The sequence below is a fragment of the Streptomyces sp. AV19 genome (genome assembly GCF_015999245.1).
Lineage (GTDB): Bacteria > Actinomycetota > Actinomycetes > Streptomycetales > Streptomycetaceae > Streptomyces.
The window spans coordinates 50,686-69,838 of record NZ_JAEAMR010000019.1 but is presented as its reverse complement, the minus strand read 5'-3'; the positions used below and the strand labels follow the sequence as shown (position 1 = coordinate 69,838).

General features: G+C 70.5%; 21 protein-coding genes. 20 read left to right on the top strand and 1 reads right to left on the bottom strand.

Annotated features, from left to right (window positions below; translation table 11 throughout):
- The first annotated feature begins 217 nt into the window (after window positions 1-217).
- From I5Q34_RS26730 to I5Q34_RS26660, 15 genes are all read left to right on the top strand, one after another.
- Window positions 218-1,030 (top strand): hypothetical protein, encoded by an 813-nt coding sequence (locus I5Q34_RS26730; RefSeq protein ID WP_199894997.1) that lies wholly within the window; start codon window positions 218-220, stop codon window positions 1,028-1,030.
- Between the two features lie 119 nt (window positions 1,031-1,149).
- A complete protein-coding gene (locus tag I5Q34_RS26725) occupies window positions 1,150-1,932 on the top strand; it encodes a hypothetical protein (RefSeq protein ID WP_199894996.1) in 783 nt (260 codons plus the stop codon).
- 152 nt (window positions 1,933-2,084) lie between these two features.
- Window positions 2,085-2,414: a hypothetical protein gene (locus I5Q34_RS26720; RefSeq protein WP_199895033.1), complete on the top strand. Its 330-nt coding sequence runs from the start codon at window positions 2,085-2,087 to the stop codon at window positions 2,412-2,414.
- 82 nt (window positions 2,415-2,496) lie between these two features.
- Entirely contained in the window at window positions 2,497-2,676 is a 180-nt protein-coding gene (locus tag I5Q34_RS26715; RefSeq protein WP_199894995.1) for a hypothetical protein, read from the top strand.
- 173 nt (window positions 2,677-2,849) lie between these two features.
- Entirely contained in the window at window positions 2,850-3,104 is a 255-nt protein-coding gene (locus I5Q34_RS26710; protein WP_199894994.1) for a WhiB family transcriptional regulator, read from the top strand.
- Between the two features lie 178 nt (window positions 3,105-3,282).
- On the top strand, window positions 3,283-3,846 hold the full coding sequence (locus I5Q34_RS26705; RefSeq protein ID WP_199894993.1) for a hypothetical protein: 564 nt from the start codon (window positions 3,283-3,285) through the stop codon (window positions 3,844-3,846).
- Between the two features lie 129 nt (window positions 3,847-3,975).
- Window positions 3,976-4,347 carry a hypothetical protein gene (locus I5Q34_RS26700; RefSeq protein WP_199894992.1) on the top strand — a complete coding sequence of 124 codons (372 nt, stop codon included), beginning with the start codon at window positions 3,976-3,978 and terminating at the stop codon, window positions 4,345-4,347.
- A 139-nt stretch (window positions 4,348-4,486) separates the two neighbouring features.
- On the top strand, window positions 4,487-6,952 hold the full coding sequence (locus I5Q34_RS26695; protein WP_277965792.1) for a hypothetical protein: 2,466 nt from the start codon (window positions 4,487-4,489) through the stop codon (window positions 6,950-6,952).
- Window positions 6,953-7,325: 373 nt separating this feature from the next.
- Complete coding sequence (locus tag I5Q34_RS26690) at window positions 7,326-7,631, top strand: hypothetical protein (protein ID WP_234429595.1); 306 nt, start codon at window positions 7,326-7,328, stop codon at window positions 7,629-7,631.
- 46 nt (window positions 7,632-7,677) lie between these two features.
- Window positions 7,678-8,265 (top strand): hypothetical protein, encoded by a 588-nt coding sequence (locus tag I5Q34_RS26685; RefSeq protein WP_199894991.1) that lies wholly within the window; start codon window positions 7,678-7,680, stop codon window positions 8,263-8,265.
- A 245-nt stretch (window positions 8,266-8,510) separates the two neighbouring features.
- A complete protein-coding gene (locus tag I5Q34_RS35085; RefSeq protein WP_234429613.1) occupies window positions 8,511-10,256 on the top strand; it encodes a hypothetical protein in 1,746 nt (581 codons plus the stop codon).
- A 21-nt stretch (window positions 10,257-10,277) separates the two neighbouring features.
- Window positions 10,278-10,658, top strand: coding sequence for a hypothetical protein (locus tag I5Q34_RS26675; RefSeq protein WP_199894990.1), 381 nt, complete (start codon window positions 10,278-10,280; stop codon window positions 10,656-10,658).
- 98 nt (window positions 10,659-10,756) lie between these two features.
- Window positions 10,757-13,144 carry a hypothetical protein gene (locus tag I5Q34_RS26670; RefSeq protein WP_234429594.1) on the top strand — a complete coding sequence of 796 codons (2,388 nt, stop codon included), beginning with the start codon at window positions 10,757-10,759 and terminating at the stop codon, window positions 13,142-13,144.
- A 105-nt stretch (window positions 13,145-13,249) separates the two neighbouring features.
- Window positions 13,250-13,504 (top strand): hypothetical protein, encoded by a 255-nt coding sequence (locus I5Q34_RS26665; protein ID WP_199894989.1) that lies wholly within the window; start codon window positions 13,250-13,252, stop codon window positions 13,502-13,504.
- A gap of 153 nt (window positions 13,505-13,657) precedes the next feature.
- On the top strand, window positions 13,658-14,074 hold the full coding sequence (locus I5Q34_RS26660; protein ID WP_199894988.1) for a hypothetical protein: 417 nt from the start codon (window positions 13,658-13,660) through the stop codon (window positions 14,072-14,074).
- Between the two features lie 10 nt (window positions 14,075-14,084).
- On the opposite strand, the gene I5Q34_RS26655 is transcribed toward I5Q34_RS26660, so the two are convergent.
- Entirely contained in the window at window positions 14,085-15,326 is a 1,242-nt protein-coding gene (locus tag I5Q34_RS26655) for an IS110 family transposase (RefSeq protein ID WP_199894987.1), read from the bottom strand.
- Between the two features lie 696 nt (window positions 15,327-16,022).
- Here I5Q34_RS26655 and I5Q34_RS26650 point away from each other — a divergent pair.
- The 5 genes from I5Q34_RS26650 to I5Q34_RS26625 all read left to right on the top strand — a co-directional run bounded on the left by I5Q34_RS26650 (window position 16,023) and on the right by I5Q34_RS26625 (window position 19,079).
- Window positions 16,023-16,487: an RRQRL motif-containing zinc-binding protein gene (locus I5Q34_RS26650; RefSeq protein WP_199894986.1), complete on the top strand. Its 465-nt coding sequence runs from the start codon at window positions 16,023-16,025 to the stop codon at window positions 16,485-16,487.
- Between the two features lie 157 nt (window positions 16,488-16,644).
- A complete protein-coding gene (locus tag I5Q34_RS26645) occupies window positions 16,645-17,223 on the top strand; it encodes a hypothetical protein (RefSeq protein ID WP_199894985.1) in 579 nt (192 codons plus the stop codon).
- A gap of 330 nt (window positions 17,224-17,553) precedes the next feature.
- On the top strand, window positions 17,554-18,555 hold the full coding sequence (locus I5Q34_RS26635; protein ID WP_199894984.1) for an ATP-binding protein: 1,002 nt from the start codon (window positions 17,554-17,556) through the stop codon (window positions 18,553-18,555).
- Window positions 18,552-18,761, top strand: coding sequence for a hypothetical protein (locus I5Q34_RS26630; protein ID WP_199894983.1), 210 nt, complete (start codon window positions 18,552-18,554; stop codon window positions 18,759-18,761). The genes I5Q34_RS26635 and I5Q34_RS26630 overlap by 4 nt, the downstream gene beginning before the upstream one ends.
- Before the next feature lie 12 nt (window positions 18,762-18,773).
- Window positions 18,774-19,079: a hypothetical protein gene (locus tag I5Q34_RS26625; protein WP_199894982.1), complete on the top strand. Its 306-nt coding sequence runs from the start codon at window positions 18,774-18,776 to the stop codon at window positions 19,077-19,079.
- The last annotated feature ends 74 nt before the right edge of the window (window positions 19,080-19,153 follow it).

Genomic DNA, 19,153 nt, shown 5'->3' with positions numbered 1-19,153 from the left:
GACACGTTGTGCGCCTGTAGCACCCTCGCAGCAGCCGCCACCCTCGGTGGCCCCGGAGTTTCAGAGGCAGTTCCAACTCCTCCGGGTCCGTGACTGCTGTGTGCACGTCGCAGCGCAGATGCGCTGTCCGCCCGTCAGGACACCGGCTCGCCGTGGGCCCTGACGGACGGAGAGAGCACCCGCGACCTCTGCCCCTCCCGTTCGTGAGGAGTTCCCCATGCCTGCAAGGCTCCGCGAAATTGAGACCACCGCCCGGCCGCGCCAGCGTCGGACCCGTTCCCGCGCCGTCAGCGACCTCCCCGCCCTCGTCATCTCCAGCCTCCAGCCGCACGAGTACGACCTCCGACCGGCCTGCCTGTCACTGGTCTGCCCGAGTTGCCGGACCTGGGTTCCGATCCACGTCGCCGCGACGTCGAAGGCGAAGACCAAGTTGGTCGTGCACCACACGAACAAGGCCGGCACCAAGGATCCGCGCCGCTGCCGCGGCAGTTTTCGCCTGGTCGTCCTCGACGTGGACATCGAGCGCTGGCGGCGCCGCCTGGAGGAAGGTGTTGCGCAGACCGATGGCCGACGTTCGAAGCGCGTCATGCGCAAGCCGAGGATGACGGTTGCCCCGGCGGTCACCCAGATCGTGGCGCCGCTCCTGGACGCGAAGGCCGCGCTCCGGCTGTACCAGTCCCACTGCCAGGGCTGCGTGGTCTGCCAGCGGCCCGGCCGAAGCCGCTGCACCGACGGCGCTCGGCTCGCGCACCTCTTCGCACACAAGCAGCGGACCGAACCCGCCCGCCGCGCCGCGCTCACCGTCCGTGAGGAACAGGAGGAGCAGCGGGAGCAGGGCCTGTGGCTGCTGCGCGAGCTCCAGTGGGCGTCGACCGCCGACTCGGTACGCCGAGCTGACGTCCAGCGGGTCCACGACGCACTCGAGGCGACGCTCCAGCAGTACGGCCCGCATCTGGGCCCGTTCGAGCGGGCCGACCTGCTGAGCACGATCACGCTGCTCGCCACGAAAGCGGAGCAGCTCAGCCGGTAGTTCCGCAGCGCACGAACGACTACGGCCCCGGCCACCCCGAACACAGCGGGGCGGCCGGGGCCGTGGCTGCTCGTACGACAGCCGCTCGACATCTCAGGCAATCCATGAGGAGCAATCACATGCTGGGCGAAACGTTCCAGGTCACCGCCGACGAACTGAAGGAAATCTTCAATGTGCGGTTGGCCCCCTACCTCCCCGCCAACCTGGAGAAGGTGGAGCCCCACCCCTCCGGCTGGGGTAACAGCTACACCTTCAAGCCCTTCACAGGCCGGGAGGCCCGTCCGGAGGAGCCGGAGCGCTACTGGGACGACTCGAGGCTGGCGTACCGGCACGTCGACAAGGACGCCGGGCGCACGGAGTCCAACGAGGACGAATACGACCTCCGCGAGAAGGCCCGCTTCTTCCTGTCGGAGGTCTACCGCCAAGCCCGTATCGAGTGGCGCAACGCCGCCCACGTCGCGGAGCTGAAGGACGTGGTCAAGGACACCGGGGACCGGTGGAAGGCGCACAGCCAGGCGAAGCGCGCCGTGGAGGCCGCCTTCGCGTATCTCCGCGACCCGGAGGCCGCCAAGGAGTGGACCGCCGCCATCTCCCGCCTCGTCGACGCCCAGGACGCCTACCTGACCGCGGCCATTGCCTTCGACCTCCGCGCTCAGGAGATCGCGGAAGTCCATGACCGGAACTTCCACGAGCACATGCTGGGCTTCGACGAAGCCCTGGTGGCCGCCGGATACCCGGAGGCCAAGGACTGGCACATCGCGCCCGGCGACTACTACGGCAAGGACTACCGCGGGGAGTACGACGCCCACACCATTGCGGGCCAGGCCCAGACCCTGATCACGGAGCAGGACGCCCACGTCGCCAAGGTGGGCCGACTGGCTGGCGCGGCTGTCGGCCACTGACGGCTGACGAACGGTCACGGTCGCCCCCACCTGTTCTCCGGACGGAGGCGGTCGTGGCTGCTCGTGCGGCAGTCAGCAGCCCCCAGGGATGCGTGTCCCTGGGGGCTGATCTCACGCACTGGACCTGATCGGAGATCCAGATGACCGTCAGCATGGCACAACCGCTCCCCGCCACCCAGGCCGACCCGGCGACCCTCGAAGCGCTCCGACGGGTCATCGACGACCAGATCGGCCCGCGCCGCAGGGGCGCCATCTACCGGAACCAGGACGGCATGTTCGAGGTCCTGGCCCTGATCCGCGACCCGCGGCAGGCCCGGGAACTGCTCCGTCGCCGCTGCGCGCAGTGGGCCCTGATCGTCAAGGACGTGCTGCAGCCGGGCGCCGAGCCGTTCGCGGTCGGGACCGTGTGGACTACGTCCGACCACCTGGTCCGCGAGGCCGGCGACGTCCGCGGTACGGCCGGGCAGGGGGTGACCCTGTGATCACCTCGCTGACCGACGAAGAGCGGGCGGAACTGTCGCGGAAGGTCGCGGAGGCCAACAAGCAGTCCGAGAACAGCGGCCGATGACCGCAAAGAACGACCTCTACCAGCGCTACATGCGCGCCTTCCAGGACTCCACCGAACACACCAGCAACTGCGAGTCCTGCCAGAACAGCAAACCGTGCAAGGCCGGCGCGCCGCTCCACGAGCGCCTCGCCCGGCTCCAGGACGCCTACAACAACGCGCTCCGGCACCGGCGCTGAGCAACCGATCCAGCGCCACCGGGACCGAACAACTCATCCCACCGCCGCAGGGGGCGGGTGCGAGGAAGGTCAGCCCGCCGACGGCGCGCACGCTGCACCGGAGGGCCGGGATCACCTCACGCCCGCCCCCGCGGCCCCGCATACCCCCCTGACAACACGAGATGGAGGATGCCATGGAATGGCGCCGCCAGGCCGAATGCCTCGACGAGGACCCGGAGTTGTTCTTCCCGATCGGCAACGCCGGCCCGGCGCTGCTGCAGATCGAGGAAGCCAAGGCCGTCTGCCGCCGCTGCCCCGTCATGGAGCAGTGCCTGCAGTGGGCCCTCGAGTCCGGCCAGGAGTACGGCGTGTGGGGCGGTCTCCACGAGGACGAGCGCCGCTTGATCCAGCGCCGCGCCGCCCGCAACCGCGCCACGAAGACGCCGTGACCGCCCCGTGCGCTCTGGCCCGCAGCCTGTCGGCGGAAACACTCCGTCAGCACGGCCTGCGGGACCAGGCCGACGCCCACCGCAGCGCCCGCTGCGCGGAGCTCTGGGCAGCCGAGCGCCGACGCCGTGTGGATGCAGCTGCCCTCGACCGTCATGCCGACACCAAGGAGCCTCCGCGATGATGCGCAACCTCCGCAACAAGATCCTCAAGGCCCTCACCGTCCGGGGCGGCCAGCGCGATCACGCGCTGCAGGAAGCTCACAACCCGTGCGACGACACCAAGAGCATGCTCGACACCTACGCGGGCACGGTAGACATCTACGAGAACCTCCTTGCCGAGCGCGATGAGACCATCCGCAGTTTGCACCGCGAGCTTGCCCAGGCACGCCAGGCCAGTCATGCCATCGCTGACCTGCTCACCAAACCGGGCACCGTGCCGGCCGACGCCGTTAGCGACACCGCCCGTATCCTCGTCCGCCACGCCCACGTCCTCGGCCTGGAACCGCACCCTCTCCGTCAGGGAACGGCCCATGGCTGCACCCACGAGGAAGGCCGGATGACCCCCGCCCAGTTCCGCTCCCGGCACGGTGACTGCACGGCCTGGACCCTCGCGGACTACGAGTCGTACGAGCACTTGGTCGAAGGCACGGACCCCGACATCGCCCGCGCCGCCCGCGAGGGCCGGGTCATCATCGGCCGGCGTGCCGACGGCGACCGCGTGGTCGTCGACCTCGCCGGATAGCCGGTCTGGCAGCTGCCTGATCCGCCCGCACCGACCGCCGACCACGGCGGCTGGGTCGGGCGGTGACTGGGAGCCGGGCAGTCCGGACCCGCCGGCCCCGCGCCGGTGCACGCGATGTGAGGAGAGCACGTGACCCAGCCTCAGACGCAGGCCACCCGCCCGACGACCATCTACACCCAGGGCGACATCGTCCTGTTCCGCGACGCCGAACGGTTCTGGCTCGGCAAGAGCGGCCACACCTTCGTCGCCCGGGTGGAACGGGCCTGGCGGCACGCCTACACCGGCAAGGCCCTCTACGACCTGGTAGAGCTGAGCGGCAACCGTCACCGCGCCGGGATCGACCCCGACTACATGCGGCTGCTCCCGCCGGCCGACGCGATGCACGACATCGACACCGCGCTGCTCAGCGAGCCGGACACCGGGGCGATGACCCCGGCCGCCGTCGCCTGGCTGCGCCAGCACCTCGGGCAGGACAGCAGCGCGCTGCCCGCCCGTCCCTGACCACCTGCTCACGCAGACGGCCCTCCGAGTCCTCGGCATTCGAGCTGCCGGGGCCTCGGAGGGCCTGGTCACGACCTTACCGACCGATGCCGACTCGCGGTGGCCTCTTGCACGAGGCGCCAGAAAGAGAGGACACCCCGTGGCCAACACCACCACCCGGCGCAGGCGGAAGACCGCCCCGGCGAAGCCCCGAGCCGCCGGCCGCGCCAAGGCGCCGGCGGCCCCGGCAGCCGTTCCTGCCCAGGCCGCCGCCCCCGAAGAGACGCCGCTGGGGTTCGAGGAAGCCGACCCGGTCCTGGCCGACGCTGCCGACCGCGCCGCCGACCTCCGGGACCTGGCCGCCGACGACGCCGCGCGCATCCTCGCCGACGGTCAGGCCCGCGCCGCCGAACTCCTGGACGGCGCCCGCTCGGAGGCGGCCTCGATCACCGAGGCGGCCACCACCGAGCAGGCCCGCGTCCTCGCCAACGCGCAGGCCGACGCCGAGCGGGTCCGCGCGGACGCCGCGACCACCGCGGCCGCCGACACCGACCAGGTCCTGGCCGACACCGACGCGAAGGCCAAGCAGCTGCTCTCCGACGCCCGCGCGGAGGCCGACAGCGTCACGGCGACGGCGTCCGTCGAGGCCGACCAGGTCCTGGCCGACACCAAGGCGGCTGCCGAGCAACTGCTCGCCGGCGCCCGCCGCCAGGCGCAGGAGGTCACCACCGCGGCGGCCTCGAAAGCCGACATCGTGCAGGCGGAGGCCGCGCAGGTCCTCGCCGACGCGGAGACGAAGCGCACCGAGCTGCTCGAGGCGGCGAAGAACGACCTGGAGGCGGCACGCGGCGAGGCCGGCCAGCTTCTGGCCGACGCCCGTGAACGTGCCAAGACCCTCGTGGCGGAGGCCCGTGCGCAGGTCGACGACCTGACCGAGTTGGCCGCCACCGACCGCGAGGCCACGGCCACGGCGGTTGCCGAGCTGCGGCGCCTGGCCGAAGCCGACCTCACCGAGATCGGCGCCCTGGTCGACCAGCGCCGCACCGAGGCCAGCGCGATTCTCGCCCGCGCCCAGGAGCAGGCCGACGAACTGGTGGCCGCGGCGCAGCGCGAGGTCGAGCAGGCCCGCGAGCGGTTCGCCCAGCTCGCCAAGACGGCGGCCGAACAGTACGACGGCCGGCGTGCGGAGGCGGAGCAGTTGTACGCGGACGCGGTCAAGGCCGCCGACGACCGGCGTCGCGAGGCCGACCAGCATGTGGCTGCCGCGCACACCGAGGCGGAGCAGTCCCGCACCGATCTGCGCGAGCAACTGCGCAAGCTCACCGACCAGTTCGACGCGGAGGCCGTCACCCGACGCAAGGCTCTCGCCGACGAACTCGCCGGGCTCAAGGCCGCGTGCGACAAGCAGCGCGAGCGGCTGCGTGAGGAAGTCAAGACCGTCGCCGCGCAGCTGCGGGAGGCCGCGCAGAAGGAGGCCGACCGCATCACAGCGGAGGCGGAGAAGAAGGCCAAGGGCATCACCGACCGGGCGCAGGCCGACGAGGCCCGCGCCCGCCGGATGCTCGATGAGGCCCGCGAGGCCAAGCGGGCCAACTCCCGCTGGCGCGACTGGCACCACAAGCTCAGCCGTAAGGCGTGGAAGACGGCGCCGTGGATCGCGCTCGCCGCCGGCATCGGCCTCGCCGCCTCCGGCGAGTACGAGCTGGCCCGCATGGTCGGCATCCACCCGTACGTCGCCCCGCTGCTGCCGGTGTCCATCGACGTCTACTGCGTCACGGCGTTCCGCACCAAGAAGGACATCGGGGCGGCGCTCGCGCTGATGGCGTCGGCAAACGTCGTCTTCCACCTGTCGGAGCAGGCGCACCTCGTCCCCGAGGGACACTCCGCTCCGTGGTGGCTGACGACGTTCGTCGTGCTGATCTTCGTGGCCGTCATCTGGCGCGTCCACTCGCTCATGCACGACGCTGGTACGGACGGACACGGTGGTACGGACACGGCAACCGGAACGGACGGACGTACCGGTACGGCCGCTCGTACGGATGGCGCGGCCGGTACGCAGCCCGCCCGTACAAGCCCGTCCAGTACGGACTCGTATGATGCGTCAGCCCCTACGGTCCCCGCTCGTACGGACCATGGCACCGCTCGTACGGAGCCTGTACACGGAACCCCGCACCACCCCGCCCCGGCCGGAGCGAATGCGGTCCTGACCAGCGCGTACAGCGGCCGTACAGGCGGCGTACAGGCCGCCCCGAACGGGGCCGCGCGTACTAGTACAGAGCGCTCCGGCCGTACCAGGGCCGCCGCGTACGAGGGCGGGGCACGTACCAGTACGGTCACCGCCCGTACGACCCCGGACGACGGCGTTCTGCTCACGCGTACCAGTACGACGGACGCCCGGCCGCGTACAAGCGGAACGGCCATCGCCGGGCGTACCGGTACGGCCACGCCCGCTCGTACGGACGCCGAACTCCTTCCGCTCGTACGAGAGCTGCCGCGCGAGACGGACGGCTTCGTCAACATCAGCCGCGTTCGTACCGAGCTCTCCGTCAACCAGCCCCGCGCGATCCGGCTGCTGAAGACGGCCGGCCTCCTCCGTCCCGAGGACGCGGACAAGTACCTGACGTAACTCGTGAGCACATGATTCCTGCGAAGCGCTCGAACACCATCGTCTCCGGCACGTCCGGAGGCGGTGGTGCCTGAACGCTTTCAGGCACCACGAAGGCCCCCGCTGAAACGAAATCAGCGGGGGCCTTCGGCTTCCCCCGACGACGAGCGAAGCAAGGAGCATGATGGCACCCACGACCGTGGGGCTGGCCCCCGACCAGGGGCCTGACACACGTACGACGAGGCCGCCGACGCCCCGCCCGGCACCGCCGGCGGTCATCCCGCCGGCCCTGGAGATCTGGGCGCCGGACCCCCCGACCTGGGGCCAGCGACTGATCCCCAAGGGGGTCCGGTCCGCGATGGCTGACCTGGGGCTTTGGCAGGAGCCGCGCCCCTTGAAGCCCTCGTTCCACCTGGTCCAGGTGATCGAGGTCCTCACCCGCTACGGCTGGTGCCAGTCCTTCGATTTCTCCCCCACCGGACGTATGTGCATCAGGGGTGCCCAGACCTTTCTGGAATCCACCGGGCACGTCACCACGATCGACCGGGGGAAGGCCGTGAATTACCTCCAGTCCCAGTTGGCCCGGCAGGGCGTGAACATGCGGTTCTGGGAGTGGAACGACCTTTCCAGCAATACCTTCCGGGGTGTGGAGGCCACCATCTCTGCGGCCTCTGACCTGGCGCGTAAGAACGGAGACTGAAATGACACCGGACGAAGAGAGGGCATTCGAAGGAATTCAGGCCGGAATGGCGGCCGGAATGACCTTCGGGAACAGTGCTCCGGACGCTTCCCCGTACGCCGACGAAGGGCCGTACGGAACCCCGGTCGTGCACAAGAAGGCCGGTCTGACCCGCCGGGGAAAGGTCGCCATCGCGGTGGCCGGGGTGGCGATCGTCGGCGGCGGAACCATCTGGTTCCAGGTCCATTCGGCGGCCGTCGCGAAGGACGAGAAGGAGGCCGCCGCCCTCCAGATCCAGATGAAGAAGCTGGAGCTGGAGGAAATGAAGATCCGGAACGAGAAGGCGAGCACCGACAAGAAGGCCGCGACCGCCTCCGCCGAAAAGATCCAGGCGGCCGTCGACAAGTGCGTGAAGGACTCCTCCGGCCTGATCGGCAAGGGGTACGGATCGCCCTCGAGGAGCGACGTCGTGGCGGGCTGCAAGCAGCAGTACGAGGCCACCGACGCGTCCGGCATGGAGGCCGCCGGCAACGCCCGGGATGCCGGTAACGCAGGGGGCGGCGGGATCAGCTCCCCCGCCCTGCTGGGTCTCGTCGTCGGCGGCGGCCTGGCCGTCGCGGTGTTCGCACGCAAGGGCAAGAAGGTCGACGCATAGTCACGCACGGTGATTAATTACTCCCTCCCTCCTACCTAGCGGAGAGCGTCGCATTCGGACTCCCCTGGTCCGGCTGATCGGCTGCTCTCCGCTGAGAGGTAAGGAGTAAGGAACCACCGGCGACCACGGAGAGTGAGGAAATGATGGCGACTGATACGGCGCCCCCGGCCCCCGCGGAACCCCCTGATCCGCCCGCTGCGCCGGCCGCCAGCACCGCGTCGGCACCCGCCGCGGACACCGGCATCATGGCCGCCCTGATGGCAGCGGTGGAGCCCGCCCGACCGGTCATCGCGACCGGTGCCGGGGCCCGGCCGGACGGTGACGATCCGGCCGCGAAGGCGGACGCCGACGGCGTGGTGGACCGCTCCTCCCCGGGCGTCACCAGCGAGTCGTTCAAGACCCCGGAGGACCTGACCGGGGCCGGATCCGACGCGGCCGGTGCCCGGCACAAGGAGGGTGTGTTCAAAACGCTGATCCGGGCGGGCGCGACCCGCTGGGCAAAGGGTGGCGGGACCGCGAACAAGCGGCTGGATCTGGAGAAGGCCAGGGCCAGTGCGCACCAGGTGAAAGAGACCCGGACCACCACGGTCATGAAATCGTCTGGACTCCCCAGCCGAAGCGGCTCCGGAGGGGCCGGTGGAGGGGGCCGTAATTCCGGCGGCAATAGCGGCGGTAATTCGGGCCGTAATTCCACCGGGAACGGCTCCACGGGCACCGGACGCGGAGGAAGTGGCGGCGCCACCGGAGGCGGCGGGCGCGGCTCGACCGGCTCGAATGGGAGCGGCGGATCCGGCGGCGGGCGCGGCACCAGCGGGAACGGTGGCGGAGGTTCGTCGAAGGACACCAGCCCCAAGGGGGCGAAGGACTCCGGGAGTAAGGGAAAGGACGGCTCCTCGGGGAACGCGGGAGCTGGTGGAAAGGCTGGCAAGGACGGGAAGGCCGGTGCTTCCGGAAGCGGCGGCGGATCGACGTCGGGCGGCTCCTCGGGCGGTAATTCCGGCAGCTCGAAGGACAAGGCCGACCAGGGCAAGGGCACGAAGGTCGACCTGAAGAAGGGCGGCGGCGGCCAGGGTTCGGGCGGCTCCTCCGGGAGCGGCGGCGGCTCCGGGAAGAGCGGTTCCTCTGGGAGCGGCGGCGGCTCCGGTTCGAGCGGCTCCTCCGGCAAGAACGGCGGCGCCGGGAAGAACGGTGCGGCCGGCCACAGCTTGAACGGGACCGACAACCGGACCCCGCTCCAGCGTTCGCGGGAGGTCGGTCACGGCGACGGCTCCGCGGTCCGGAACGTGGTCGACCACGTGAAGGCGTACGCGAAGGGCGCGAAGGACGGCTACCAGGACAAGAAGGAGGAGAACGGCAAGGAGCACGCGCGGCTGGACAAGGCGCACGCCGATCACAAGGCGAAGCAGCAGGACCCGAAGAAGGACAACCCGAAGGGGACGACGGTCACCGGGCCCAGCGGCCAGACGCTCGTCATCGCCCCGCCGGATGAAGGAGACGACGGAGTGAGCACGGACGTGAAGCCCCTCCTGGTCAAGGAGATCGACGCGAACACGCTGACCCTGGGAACGGAGGGCGCCCGTGGGTCGATCAGCCGGAAGGAGCTGCGCAACTTCAAGCAGTACGAGCGCAAGCTGGAGGCCAAGGAGAACCACCTGATCAAGGTGGCCGACGCGTGCAAGTCGCTCGAGGCCGCGGCGGAGGACGAGGCGAAGGACTGCCAGCAGTTGGCCGAGCAGGCGAAGGCCGTCGAAGGCGGGGAGAAGCTGGCCGCGAAGCTGACGAAGCTGGCCGACGCGGCGAAGGCCCAGGCGGCGGAGGCCGCCGAACTCCACAAGCGCGCGAAGCGGGCGGCGGAGATGTGCAAGGTCGTCCTGACCAACATCGGGACCAGGTACGCGCCGCTGTACAAGGCCGTGGTCGACAGCGACGAGACGAAGCCGGCCGAGCTCCGCTTCTACAACGACAAGGGCTCCTACGCGCCTGCCGCGTAGGACCAGACGGGAGTGCCGATCATGGCGGAGCTGACGTACAAGGCCCTCGTCCGAAAGACCGAGGCCAAGGAGAAGGCCCTGGCCCGCAACGCGGAGGGCGTCAAGAAGGCCGCGGAGAACATCAAGGAACTGGCCGACGACACCGCCTCCGACGCGGACGCGCTGGGCGCCAAGAGCGTGGACCGCGACTCCCTGGCGGAGTGCCAGGAGCTCGCGAAAATCATCCGCGGGGTGTCGGACGGCGCGATCACCTACGCGTCGAAGACGGCCGACACCGCGAAGGCCGCGAAGGCGGCAGGCGACCAGGCCCGCACCACCCACGCCGGGTTCCAGGAAGCCTTCGACCGCTCCGACGTGACGGACCTGGAGAAGGTCTCGCGCGACTGGTTCGAGCAGGAATAGCACCACCCACCACCGGCGCGGCCGGCCCGGGGATCGCACCCCTCGGGCCGGCCGCGCCCTTTGCGGATCACCCAGGATCCAGACAGGAGTAGCCCCCGATGTCCACCACCATCAAGACCGTGCCGAACGCGGAGCCGGCGGAGCGCGCCGCTGCGGCGCTCCAGATCGTCCTCCCCGTCGGGGCGGGCATCCTGGCCCCCTACCTGGACCCGAACGCGGCGGCCTACGCCGGGGCCGGTTTCCTGGTCGGTGCGACGTTCGCCGGCGCCAACTACATGAACCGCCTGGGCCGCTGGGCGAACCAGCTCCCCGGGATCGACATCGCGCGGGCGCACCGCGACACCATGGGGATCTCCACGATCACGACCGGAATGGGCCTGGCCCTGGGCCAGTTGGGCGGAGCCGAGGCGTCCGACGCGCTGATGGCCGGCGCCCTCGAGCCGACCACCATTCCCGGGATCCTGTCGCTGGGCTGGTGGGCCGCGGTCGTCTTCACCGGCTGGCGCCTTCGCCGCGTCTTCGGCCGACGGAAGATCGAGGCGGAGCAGGCGCCGACGCAGGCCGCCCCGGCCAATACCGGCACCCCGGGCCCGGTGTCCCTGGCCGACAAGATGATCGCGGCCTGGGGGCGCGTGATCAGCGACCCGAAGAACGGCCGGCACAAGAACCAGGTCCTGTCCGACGTCGTGATCTACGCCGACCGCTGGGAGGGCCGGATCACCGCAGCGCTCGGCGACTCCGTCAACGTCGCGAAGGAGACCGTCTCCTCCCTCTTCGGCCGCCCCCCAGAGGACATCGACATGAAGGTGGGCACGCACTCCGGAGAGGTCTTCCTCACCGTCTGGTACACCCAGCGCGCGGAGCTGGACCCCTCCACGCTCCAGGGCGCCTGGAAGCGAGTCCAGGCGAGGGTCCTGCCCAAGACCCACTTGGAAGAGGTCGGCAAGGACGAGAACACCGGCGGCCAGGTGGCGCGCGTCGTGGCCGACGACGACCTGGACGCACTCCCCCGCGTCGTCAACCTCGGGGAGCTGGCAGGCGCGCTCCGCCGCTCCATCGACCTCGTCTCCTACGAGCCGGGACGGCGAGACCCCCGGCGCGCGATCATCCGCATCATGGACCACAACCCGCTGGAGGCCGGCCACGACTTCCAGGGCCTGGACTCCCTGAATGCCACCCCGGGCGGCTGGGTCAACATCGGGAAGATCGTGAGCGGCTTCCCCGCGAGGATTCAGCTGTTCGACCCGAAGCTGGGCGCCCTCCACGTCGTGATCGCCGGTACCACCGGCTCCGGAAAGGGCGGCACGGGCCAGATGATCAGCCTGGCCTACCACGCCAACAAGATGGCTCAGATCTACGGCGACCCCAAGGGCGCCAGCAACCCCGCGATCCCGAAGATGGCCGCCTACAGCGGCCTGACGCAGTACGGCGCCCTGGGCGCCATGCGGCTGTCCTGGTGGGTCCTCCAGCACCGGATCGAAGAAGCCGCCCGCCTGGAACTAAAGAACTTCGAGCCGTCCGCGATGCGGCCGTACTGCGCCACGATCCTGGACGAGGCCGCCCAGATGCTGGCCCCGGGCGCACAGAACCGCAAGGAGGCAGTGAAGATCGTCAAGGACGGCGCCTCCCTGACCCGCTCCATGGGCATGCCCTGGGTCCTGATCAACCAGACCGTGAACCTGGACCAGCTGGGCGGAGAGCAGGCGATCCGCGCCAACCTCCTGGCCGGCGGCACCTGGATCATCCTGCGCACCGACAGCGACCAGGTGAACCTGGGCGACCTTCCCCCCGGCTTCGAGGGGATCGACCCCTCCCTGATCCCGCCGGTGTGGGTGGAAGAGGACGAGTCGCTGGTGTACGACCCGACCATGGAGGAGTCGGACCCGCGCCGCACCTTCGGCCTGGGCTACGTCGCGGCACCGGGCGGGCGCGCGGGCATGATGCGCATCGACACCCTGGAGGACGCCACCCCCCACATCCGGCCGGAGAACATCCTGGCGCCGGTCGACGTGCCCTGGTGGGGCGACCAAGCGCGCATGGAGGAGCTGGCCATGACTCCCATCCCCGGCTTCGAGGAGAAGGACGGCGAGGGCGGGACCGGCGAGGCGGGCATGTCGTTCCCCGGCGTCGACCTCCCGAAGGCCAAGGAGCTGACGTCGGAGGAGAAGGTCCTGGCCGCCCTCCGCGACGAGTCCGACCCCATGTACGTGGACATGGTCGACGAGGGCGACGAGATCGACCCCGACGACATCGACTACGTGGAGCGGGGCCAGCTGCAGGCCGCCTGCGGGGTGGCGGAGTCGACCTTCGCGAACGTGCTGAACAAGCTGGAAAAGGCAGGAAAGATCCACCGGATCAAGGAAGGGAAGACCTCGAAGGTGGCCCTGGGTGCCCGGCCGGTGGAGACCGGCGAAGAGGCCGCCTGGCTGCTGTCACACAACGGCGCGCTTCCCACACGGGAGGCGCGCCGTTCCCGTCCGCGCTGAACCTCGCCCAGACCCCCGCGGCACAGCACCGCGCCGGTCCATCGGCTCCAGCGCCGACATCGCACCTCGTCCGGCACCACCCACTGAGCACCGAAGGGAAATCTGATGAAGCCGCAGCTGGAGGAGACCGAGTTCTGGGTCGGCACCTTTCACGGGAGCCACGACCGCACCACGGCCACGGTCACCGCGACCCGTGACGACACCCGCCCCGAGCCGTACGCATGGACGTGCACGTGCGGCGCGTCCCGCGCTTTTCCGACCGTAGACGGCGCGTGGCCCACCGCCTGGCGGCACACCCACCCGACCCGCTTCGACCGGCTGCGGTCGTGGGCCGCCCGCCGCTTCCGCACCGCCCGCTGACCTGACGCCCTGCCCGGCCCTCGCCCCGCCCCGCCCCGCCCCCCGGGGCCGAGCGAGGACCGGACAGACACCTCAGGTGCCTAACCCGTCAAGCTGAGGGGCTGGAGCCGCTGTGTGACCTGGCGATTCGTTCGAACTGGTGAGGGGCTGAGGGTGGACGTCGAAAGACGGCATGCTGGGATCCAGCTTCCTGAGGGGTCCTGGTGGGACTGGGACGTGATCGCCTGGAATGCCGGGCAGCTCCGGCTTGCTGCTGGTCATGATCTGGCTTACCACCATGGTCTGGAGCTGGTATTTGACGATCCTGTCTACGTCAGCTGCCCGTCGAACTTCCACGATCCGACGTTCCGTGCCCCCTCGCCTGACGAGTTGCTGAAGGTTTCCCGTCAGGTCGGCGAAGAACTGCCCGTCGTGGTCGCCTTTGAGGCAGACGCTGGCGGGCAGGAGCCGGTCGCGTGCCTCATCGCCGCTGAGCGACTCGAGATCGTCCAGGAGACGGTCTTGAGGTACTGGCGCGAGGACACGGCAGCCGGCCAGCGCTTTGCTCCGTGGGTGCGACCTCCCCAGTAGAGGTGCCCGCCTATGCCGCCGCCGTGCACGTCTCCTCCGAGAAGGATGGGAAGGCGATCGACTCCTCGAATCGCTGGCTCCGCTGGAGGCAGTGATAAAGCTGTCCGAGCAGACGATTGAAGAGGTTCCGCTGAGCAGATGCGTGCCAGTCGCCGTGCTCGTCGCGACGCCGGCGGTAGTGGATTTTGGCGCCGGGCGAGGCGTTGGGGGCAGAGAAGGCCCAGAGATAGCCGACGTGGTTGAGCCGATCGTTTTTCACCCACCGTCGGGTGACGCTCGACTTCTTGCCCGAGGCGCGGGTGATGGGCGAGGCGCCTGCGTAAGCCTTCAGGCCGCGGGCGTCTGCGAATCGTTGGCGGTCGTCTCCGATCTCGGCGAGTACCCGGGCGCCGAGCTGGGTGCCGAGGCCGGGGAAGCTAAGGATGATGTCAGCGTCCGGGTGCTGAGGGAACGCTTCGGCCACCGCTTCTTCGAGGTCGTTGGCGGCCTTGGTGGCCGCTTCGAGCTGTAGTAGGAGGGCGAGCATCTGCTTGCCGAGCGCATCTTCGACCAGCTGAGGTTGGTGAGCCCAGTCAGCTCGGAGGATGCCGCGGAGCCGCTCAGCTTCAGCTTCGATTCCGCGTTGGCGGCCGGCTCGCTTGAGGGCGGCCTGCAGCTGGGTGCGGCTCAGCTTTGCGGCTCGCCTCGGAGTGGGAGCGAGGCGGAGAAGTTCGCGTGCCTCGGGTCGGCAGAGGCCCCTCTTCCACGCTTCAACGGCTGTCAAGGACGCGGGGTAGTACTCCCTCAGCAGGGAACGGAGCTGGTTGGCGATCTGCTGCCGGTTCCAGACGGCATCCTGTTGGGCGCGCGCAAGTACCGCGATGGCGCGAGCCAGCTCACTGTCCTGCGGCAGCGGCCGGTGGGCATGCATGTCGGTGCGCAGGATGTTCGCGAGGACCAGGGCGTCGCCGGGGTCGGACTTCTTGCGAGAGACGGAATGCCGGTCGCGGTATCGGGCGGCGGCCATTGGGTTGATCGCGAACACCTTGCGCTTGCCTGCCCGCAGTACTGCGACGAGCAGGCCGCGGGAGGTTTCGATGGCGACTGGCACCGGATTTTCCTCGGTATCGCCATACTCGGCGAGTAAGTCCAGCAGGATCCGGTAGCCGGCAGCGTCGTCGGTGATATGCCGTTTCGCGAGTAGTTGGCCGCTGTCGTCGACCAGGGCGACGTCATGAGTGTGCTCGGCCCAGTCGATGCCGCAGTAGATCAAGGTGTTCCCCTCCGTTGTGCTCTTCCTTCTGTCCACGAGCTCATGCGGGCCACGCAGCGACCTAATCCCAGGACTCAACCTTCGCGGCCGGTCCGCCACCTCAGTAGCTATTCGTGGCACCAGCTCGCCCCACGGGCCTCGGTCTATGCGGGAGCTCGGCGGCTCGGGCGTATTGAGAGGTCACCGTGGGGTGGGCTCGTCCCACCAACACCAACGAGTGATCAAGGTTGCAGTGTTGACGCTCGACGACGCTGGGCGGCACCGATCTATCTCAAGGCGTTCAAGCCTGGTCATGAGCAGGCATCCGTCCAGCGCCGACGAGGATCAACATCCGCTGTGGCGGTGGCCAAACGAGCTGTCGGGACGTGCCCCGTCTGTCCGAAGGCCTCACGGGCCAGGCCGAACCGTATGCATCCACCCGGCACCCCGCAGGGCCACCACCACTCGAACGGTCTGCCGGACTACTCGTCTTGCCGGACCGCTCTTAACTCCGGATTAGGCCGCCCGGCCGCACGCTGCGCCCCGCCGACACCAGCACGACGTCGGCGGGGCGCAGCGCTGTCCGCTCGACGACTGGAGGAGATCACTCGTGCTCATCCCCCGCCCGCGCCGCCGGATCGGCCGGCCCCGCCCGCAGCGTCCCGGCCCCCGCTACCCGCACCGCCCCGACCGGCTGCCCGGCGCCTGGAACCAGTGATGCCCCGCCCCCGGAAGAAGGGGCGCCGCCGCGAGGTCAAGAAGGTGCCGCGCAGCACCGCGACCTTGCCGGAGTACGACCGGCGCACCTGTCCCGAGGGCCTGGTCACGCGCCGCCAGTTACGGGACAAGGGCCTCAGCCCCGGCGGGCACGGACCGGTCGCGGTCCTGCGCTGCAAGGGGTGCTCGTACCGGCCCGACCAGTCGTGCAACCACCCCACCCGGGGCTGGCTCTACGACGTGAGCCTTGCCCGGCCGAAGCGGACGCCGACGCTCGCGCAGGAATGGGCGCTGGACCGGGCGATGGCCGCGCGCCAGACCTGCCCCGAGTGCGGCCGGCGCTACTACTTCTGCCTCCCGCTGCGCACCCAGGGCTGCTGCGACCCGTGCGCCAGGGGCTACGAGCCCAGCGCCGACACCTACTTGCCGTCCATGGCCCCGGTCGTCCACCGGCTGGCTGCCTGATCAACGAGTCTCCCGGCCTGGCCGGACGAACCCCCGTTCTGAACGACCCGACCCCGGCCACACCGGCCGGGGTCGGGACCGGCGGGTGGCCGCGCATCGGCAAAGGGCCGGCCACCCCGCTCCCTTACACCTCTTCGAGATCAAGGAGACCTCCAGCATGCCCCGTCTCACCACCGAGCGTCTGGCCCTTTTCGGCACTCTGCTGGCCACCTTCGGTGAGCTGCACCCGCTGTGTGACCAGTGGGTGCAGGGCTCGAAGACGGCGATGCGCAAGCGCCTGTACGGCGAGGACCTGGTCCACGCCGACGGCTCCCCCGCCACGCCGGACTCCACCCGCCCGACCATGACCACCAGCGCCCTCGGGCGCCGCGCGGTGGCCTGCCATGTCGCCTCGTACACCGCCGTGCAGCTCGGGGCGGCCGTCGCGATCACCCGCGCGTTCGGCTACCGCGTCACCCCGACCGCGCTGCTCGCCGGCGCGGCCATCAACGCCGGAACGCACGCCGCGATCGACCGCGGAGCCGTCCTGCTGTGGCTGGCGGGCAAGACCGGCAAGACCGGCTACATCGAGCACTGCAAGGCCGCCCGCGTCGACGACGACGGCAAAGCCACCTCGGAACTCACCGGGCCGGGCAGCGCGTGGATAGAGCTGGACGCGGCCCTGCACCGCTCCATCGGCATCGCGGCTGCCGCCGTCACCACCTGGCTCACCACCCGCCCCGGCGCCCGCCGGTGACCCGCACCCGCCTGGACCACGTACGCGCGTCGGCCGGGATCGTGAAGCTCGCCCTCCAGTAGATCGAGGACGAACTGCGCGGCGAGATTGACGCCCGCGAGCTCGCGGAGGTCCTACGCGAGTTCCACCACGAGGACACCGCCAGGACGGCGTCTTCGGCTCCCTCGCGCAGCTGCTCACCGTCGCCGCGCAGGCCGCCGGACGGATCGAGCCGGACCGCGACGGCGAGATGTCCTGCCTGCTGCACGAGGCCGCCGCGCTCATCACCGACAACGCCGGCCTCCAGACCTACTACGTCACCCGTGCTCTTGACCCGCAGGGAGAATCCGCATGAAGACATTCCGCCTGGACAACGCGCTGCCCGTCGACACGACGATCCCCGACTCGTCGCTGGTGGTCCTGATCGGCGCGGCCGGGTCGGGCCAGTCGACGTGGGCGCGCACCTGGCCCGCCACGCAGGTCCTGGAGCTCGACAGGTTCCGGGCCCTGGTCAGCGATGACGCTGGGGACCAGGAGGCGACCGACGACGCCGTGTTCGCGCTCCAGACCGTCCTCGAGGCGCGCCTCGCCCGCCGGAAGATGACGGTGGTCGACGCGACGAATTGCGAGCAGGCCGTGCGCGGCAACCTGATCGCGACCGCCCGCCGTCACGGCGTGCCCACCGTCGCGCTGGTCGTGCCCACCCCGGCCTCCCTGTGCGTCGACCGCCAGAAAGACCGGCCTGCGAACCGGCGCGTGCCCGAGCAGGCCGTGCTCGCGCAGCACGCCGCCATGGTCGACGCGTGGCCCGGCCTGCCCGGCGAAGGCTTCGATCACGTCGTCGCGGAGAATCTCTACCGCCTGGAGGCGCTGCTCCGGCCGCTCAGCGACGCCCGGCGCGCGGAACTCGGCTGGGACGGCAGCGAGGGCCTGGGTGAGCTGCTGCTGGTGCGCCGCTACTTCGGCGCCGAGATCCTGCCGATGTGGCGCTGGCGCGACGGCTCGCAGCTCGCCGGCGGCGACCGCGTCGCGGAGATCCGGCTCGGAGCCGACCGCATCGTCCTCGCCCTGCGGAACGACGTCGACGGGGCGGGCGACGTCGGTTTCGAGGTCCTGGTGGGCTGCCCGGCCGGCGACGAATGCGAGGGCCAGGCGTGGGCGCCGGTCTGCAACGTGGCCGACCTCCTGCGCGCCCTGACCGGCGAGCTGATGCACGACCCGGACGTGCGCTGCACCGTCCACGGCGGCGCCGACGACGTCGACCTGGAGGCCGACGACCACGACCTCCAGGACGACGACCCCGAGGGCCGCGCCGACCTGGAGGGCCAGTACGCGGACGCGGTCCGCGCATGAGGCGCGCCGCCGACGGGCCGCACCCGCACCCGCTCACCCCGGCCGAACTCCCCGACGGCGACGACTGGTTCCACGGCTGCCCGGACTGCCACCTGCCCATCCAGGGCGGGGGCGCTGGCCTCGCCGCGCACCGCCGCACCGTCCACAACCCCCGCCGCGACTACGGCGACCGCCGCATCCCCCTCACGATCCGGCTCGACTTCTGACAGGAGATCCGCATGGCCGTCCAGACCAGGAACGACACCTTCGCCGCGCTGCGCAACTGCTTCGCCACCGACCTCGCCGCCCTCATCGGCGACCAGGCCCAGCGCGGTGAGACCCCGAACGCCTTCATCGACTTGGTCGAAGAGGCCCGCGACGTCCTCGGTTCGTCCAGCATCGGCGCCTGGCAGGACGCCAGCGAGGAGCTGGACCGCGCGGCCGGCTACCTCACCGACGCACTGACCGGCGTGGACGGCGACCAGCGCTCGCTACTGGCCTGGGCGCGCACCCATCTGCGCGACGGCATCGCGACGGCCAGCTGATCCCGCGCCCCGAGCTGAGCGCATTCTGCGCCGCCCCGGACCCGCACTCGCCGGGCCGGGGCGGTCGCAGTGGC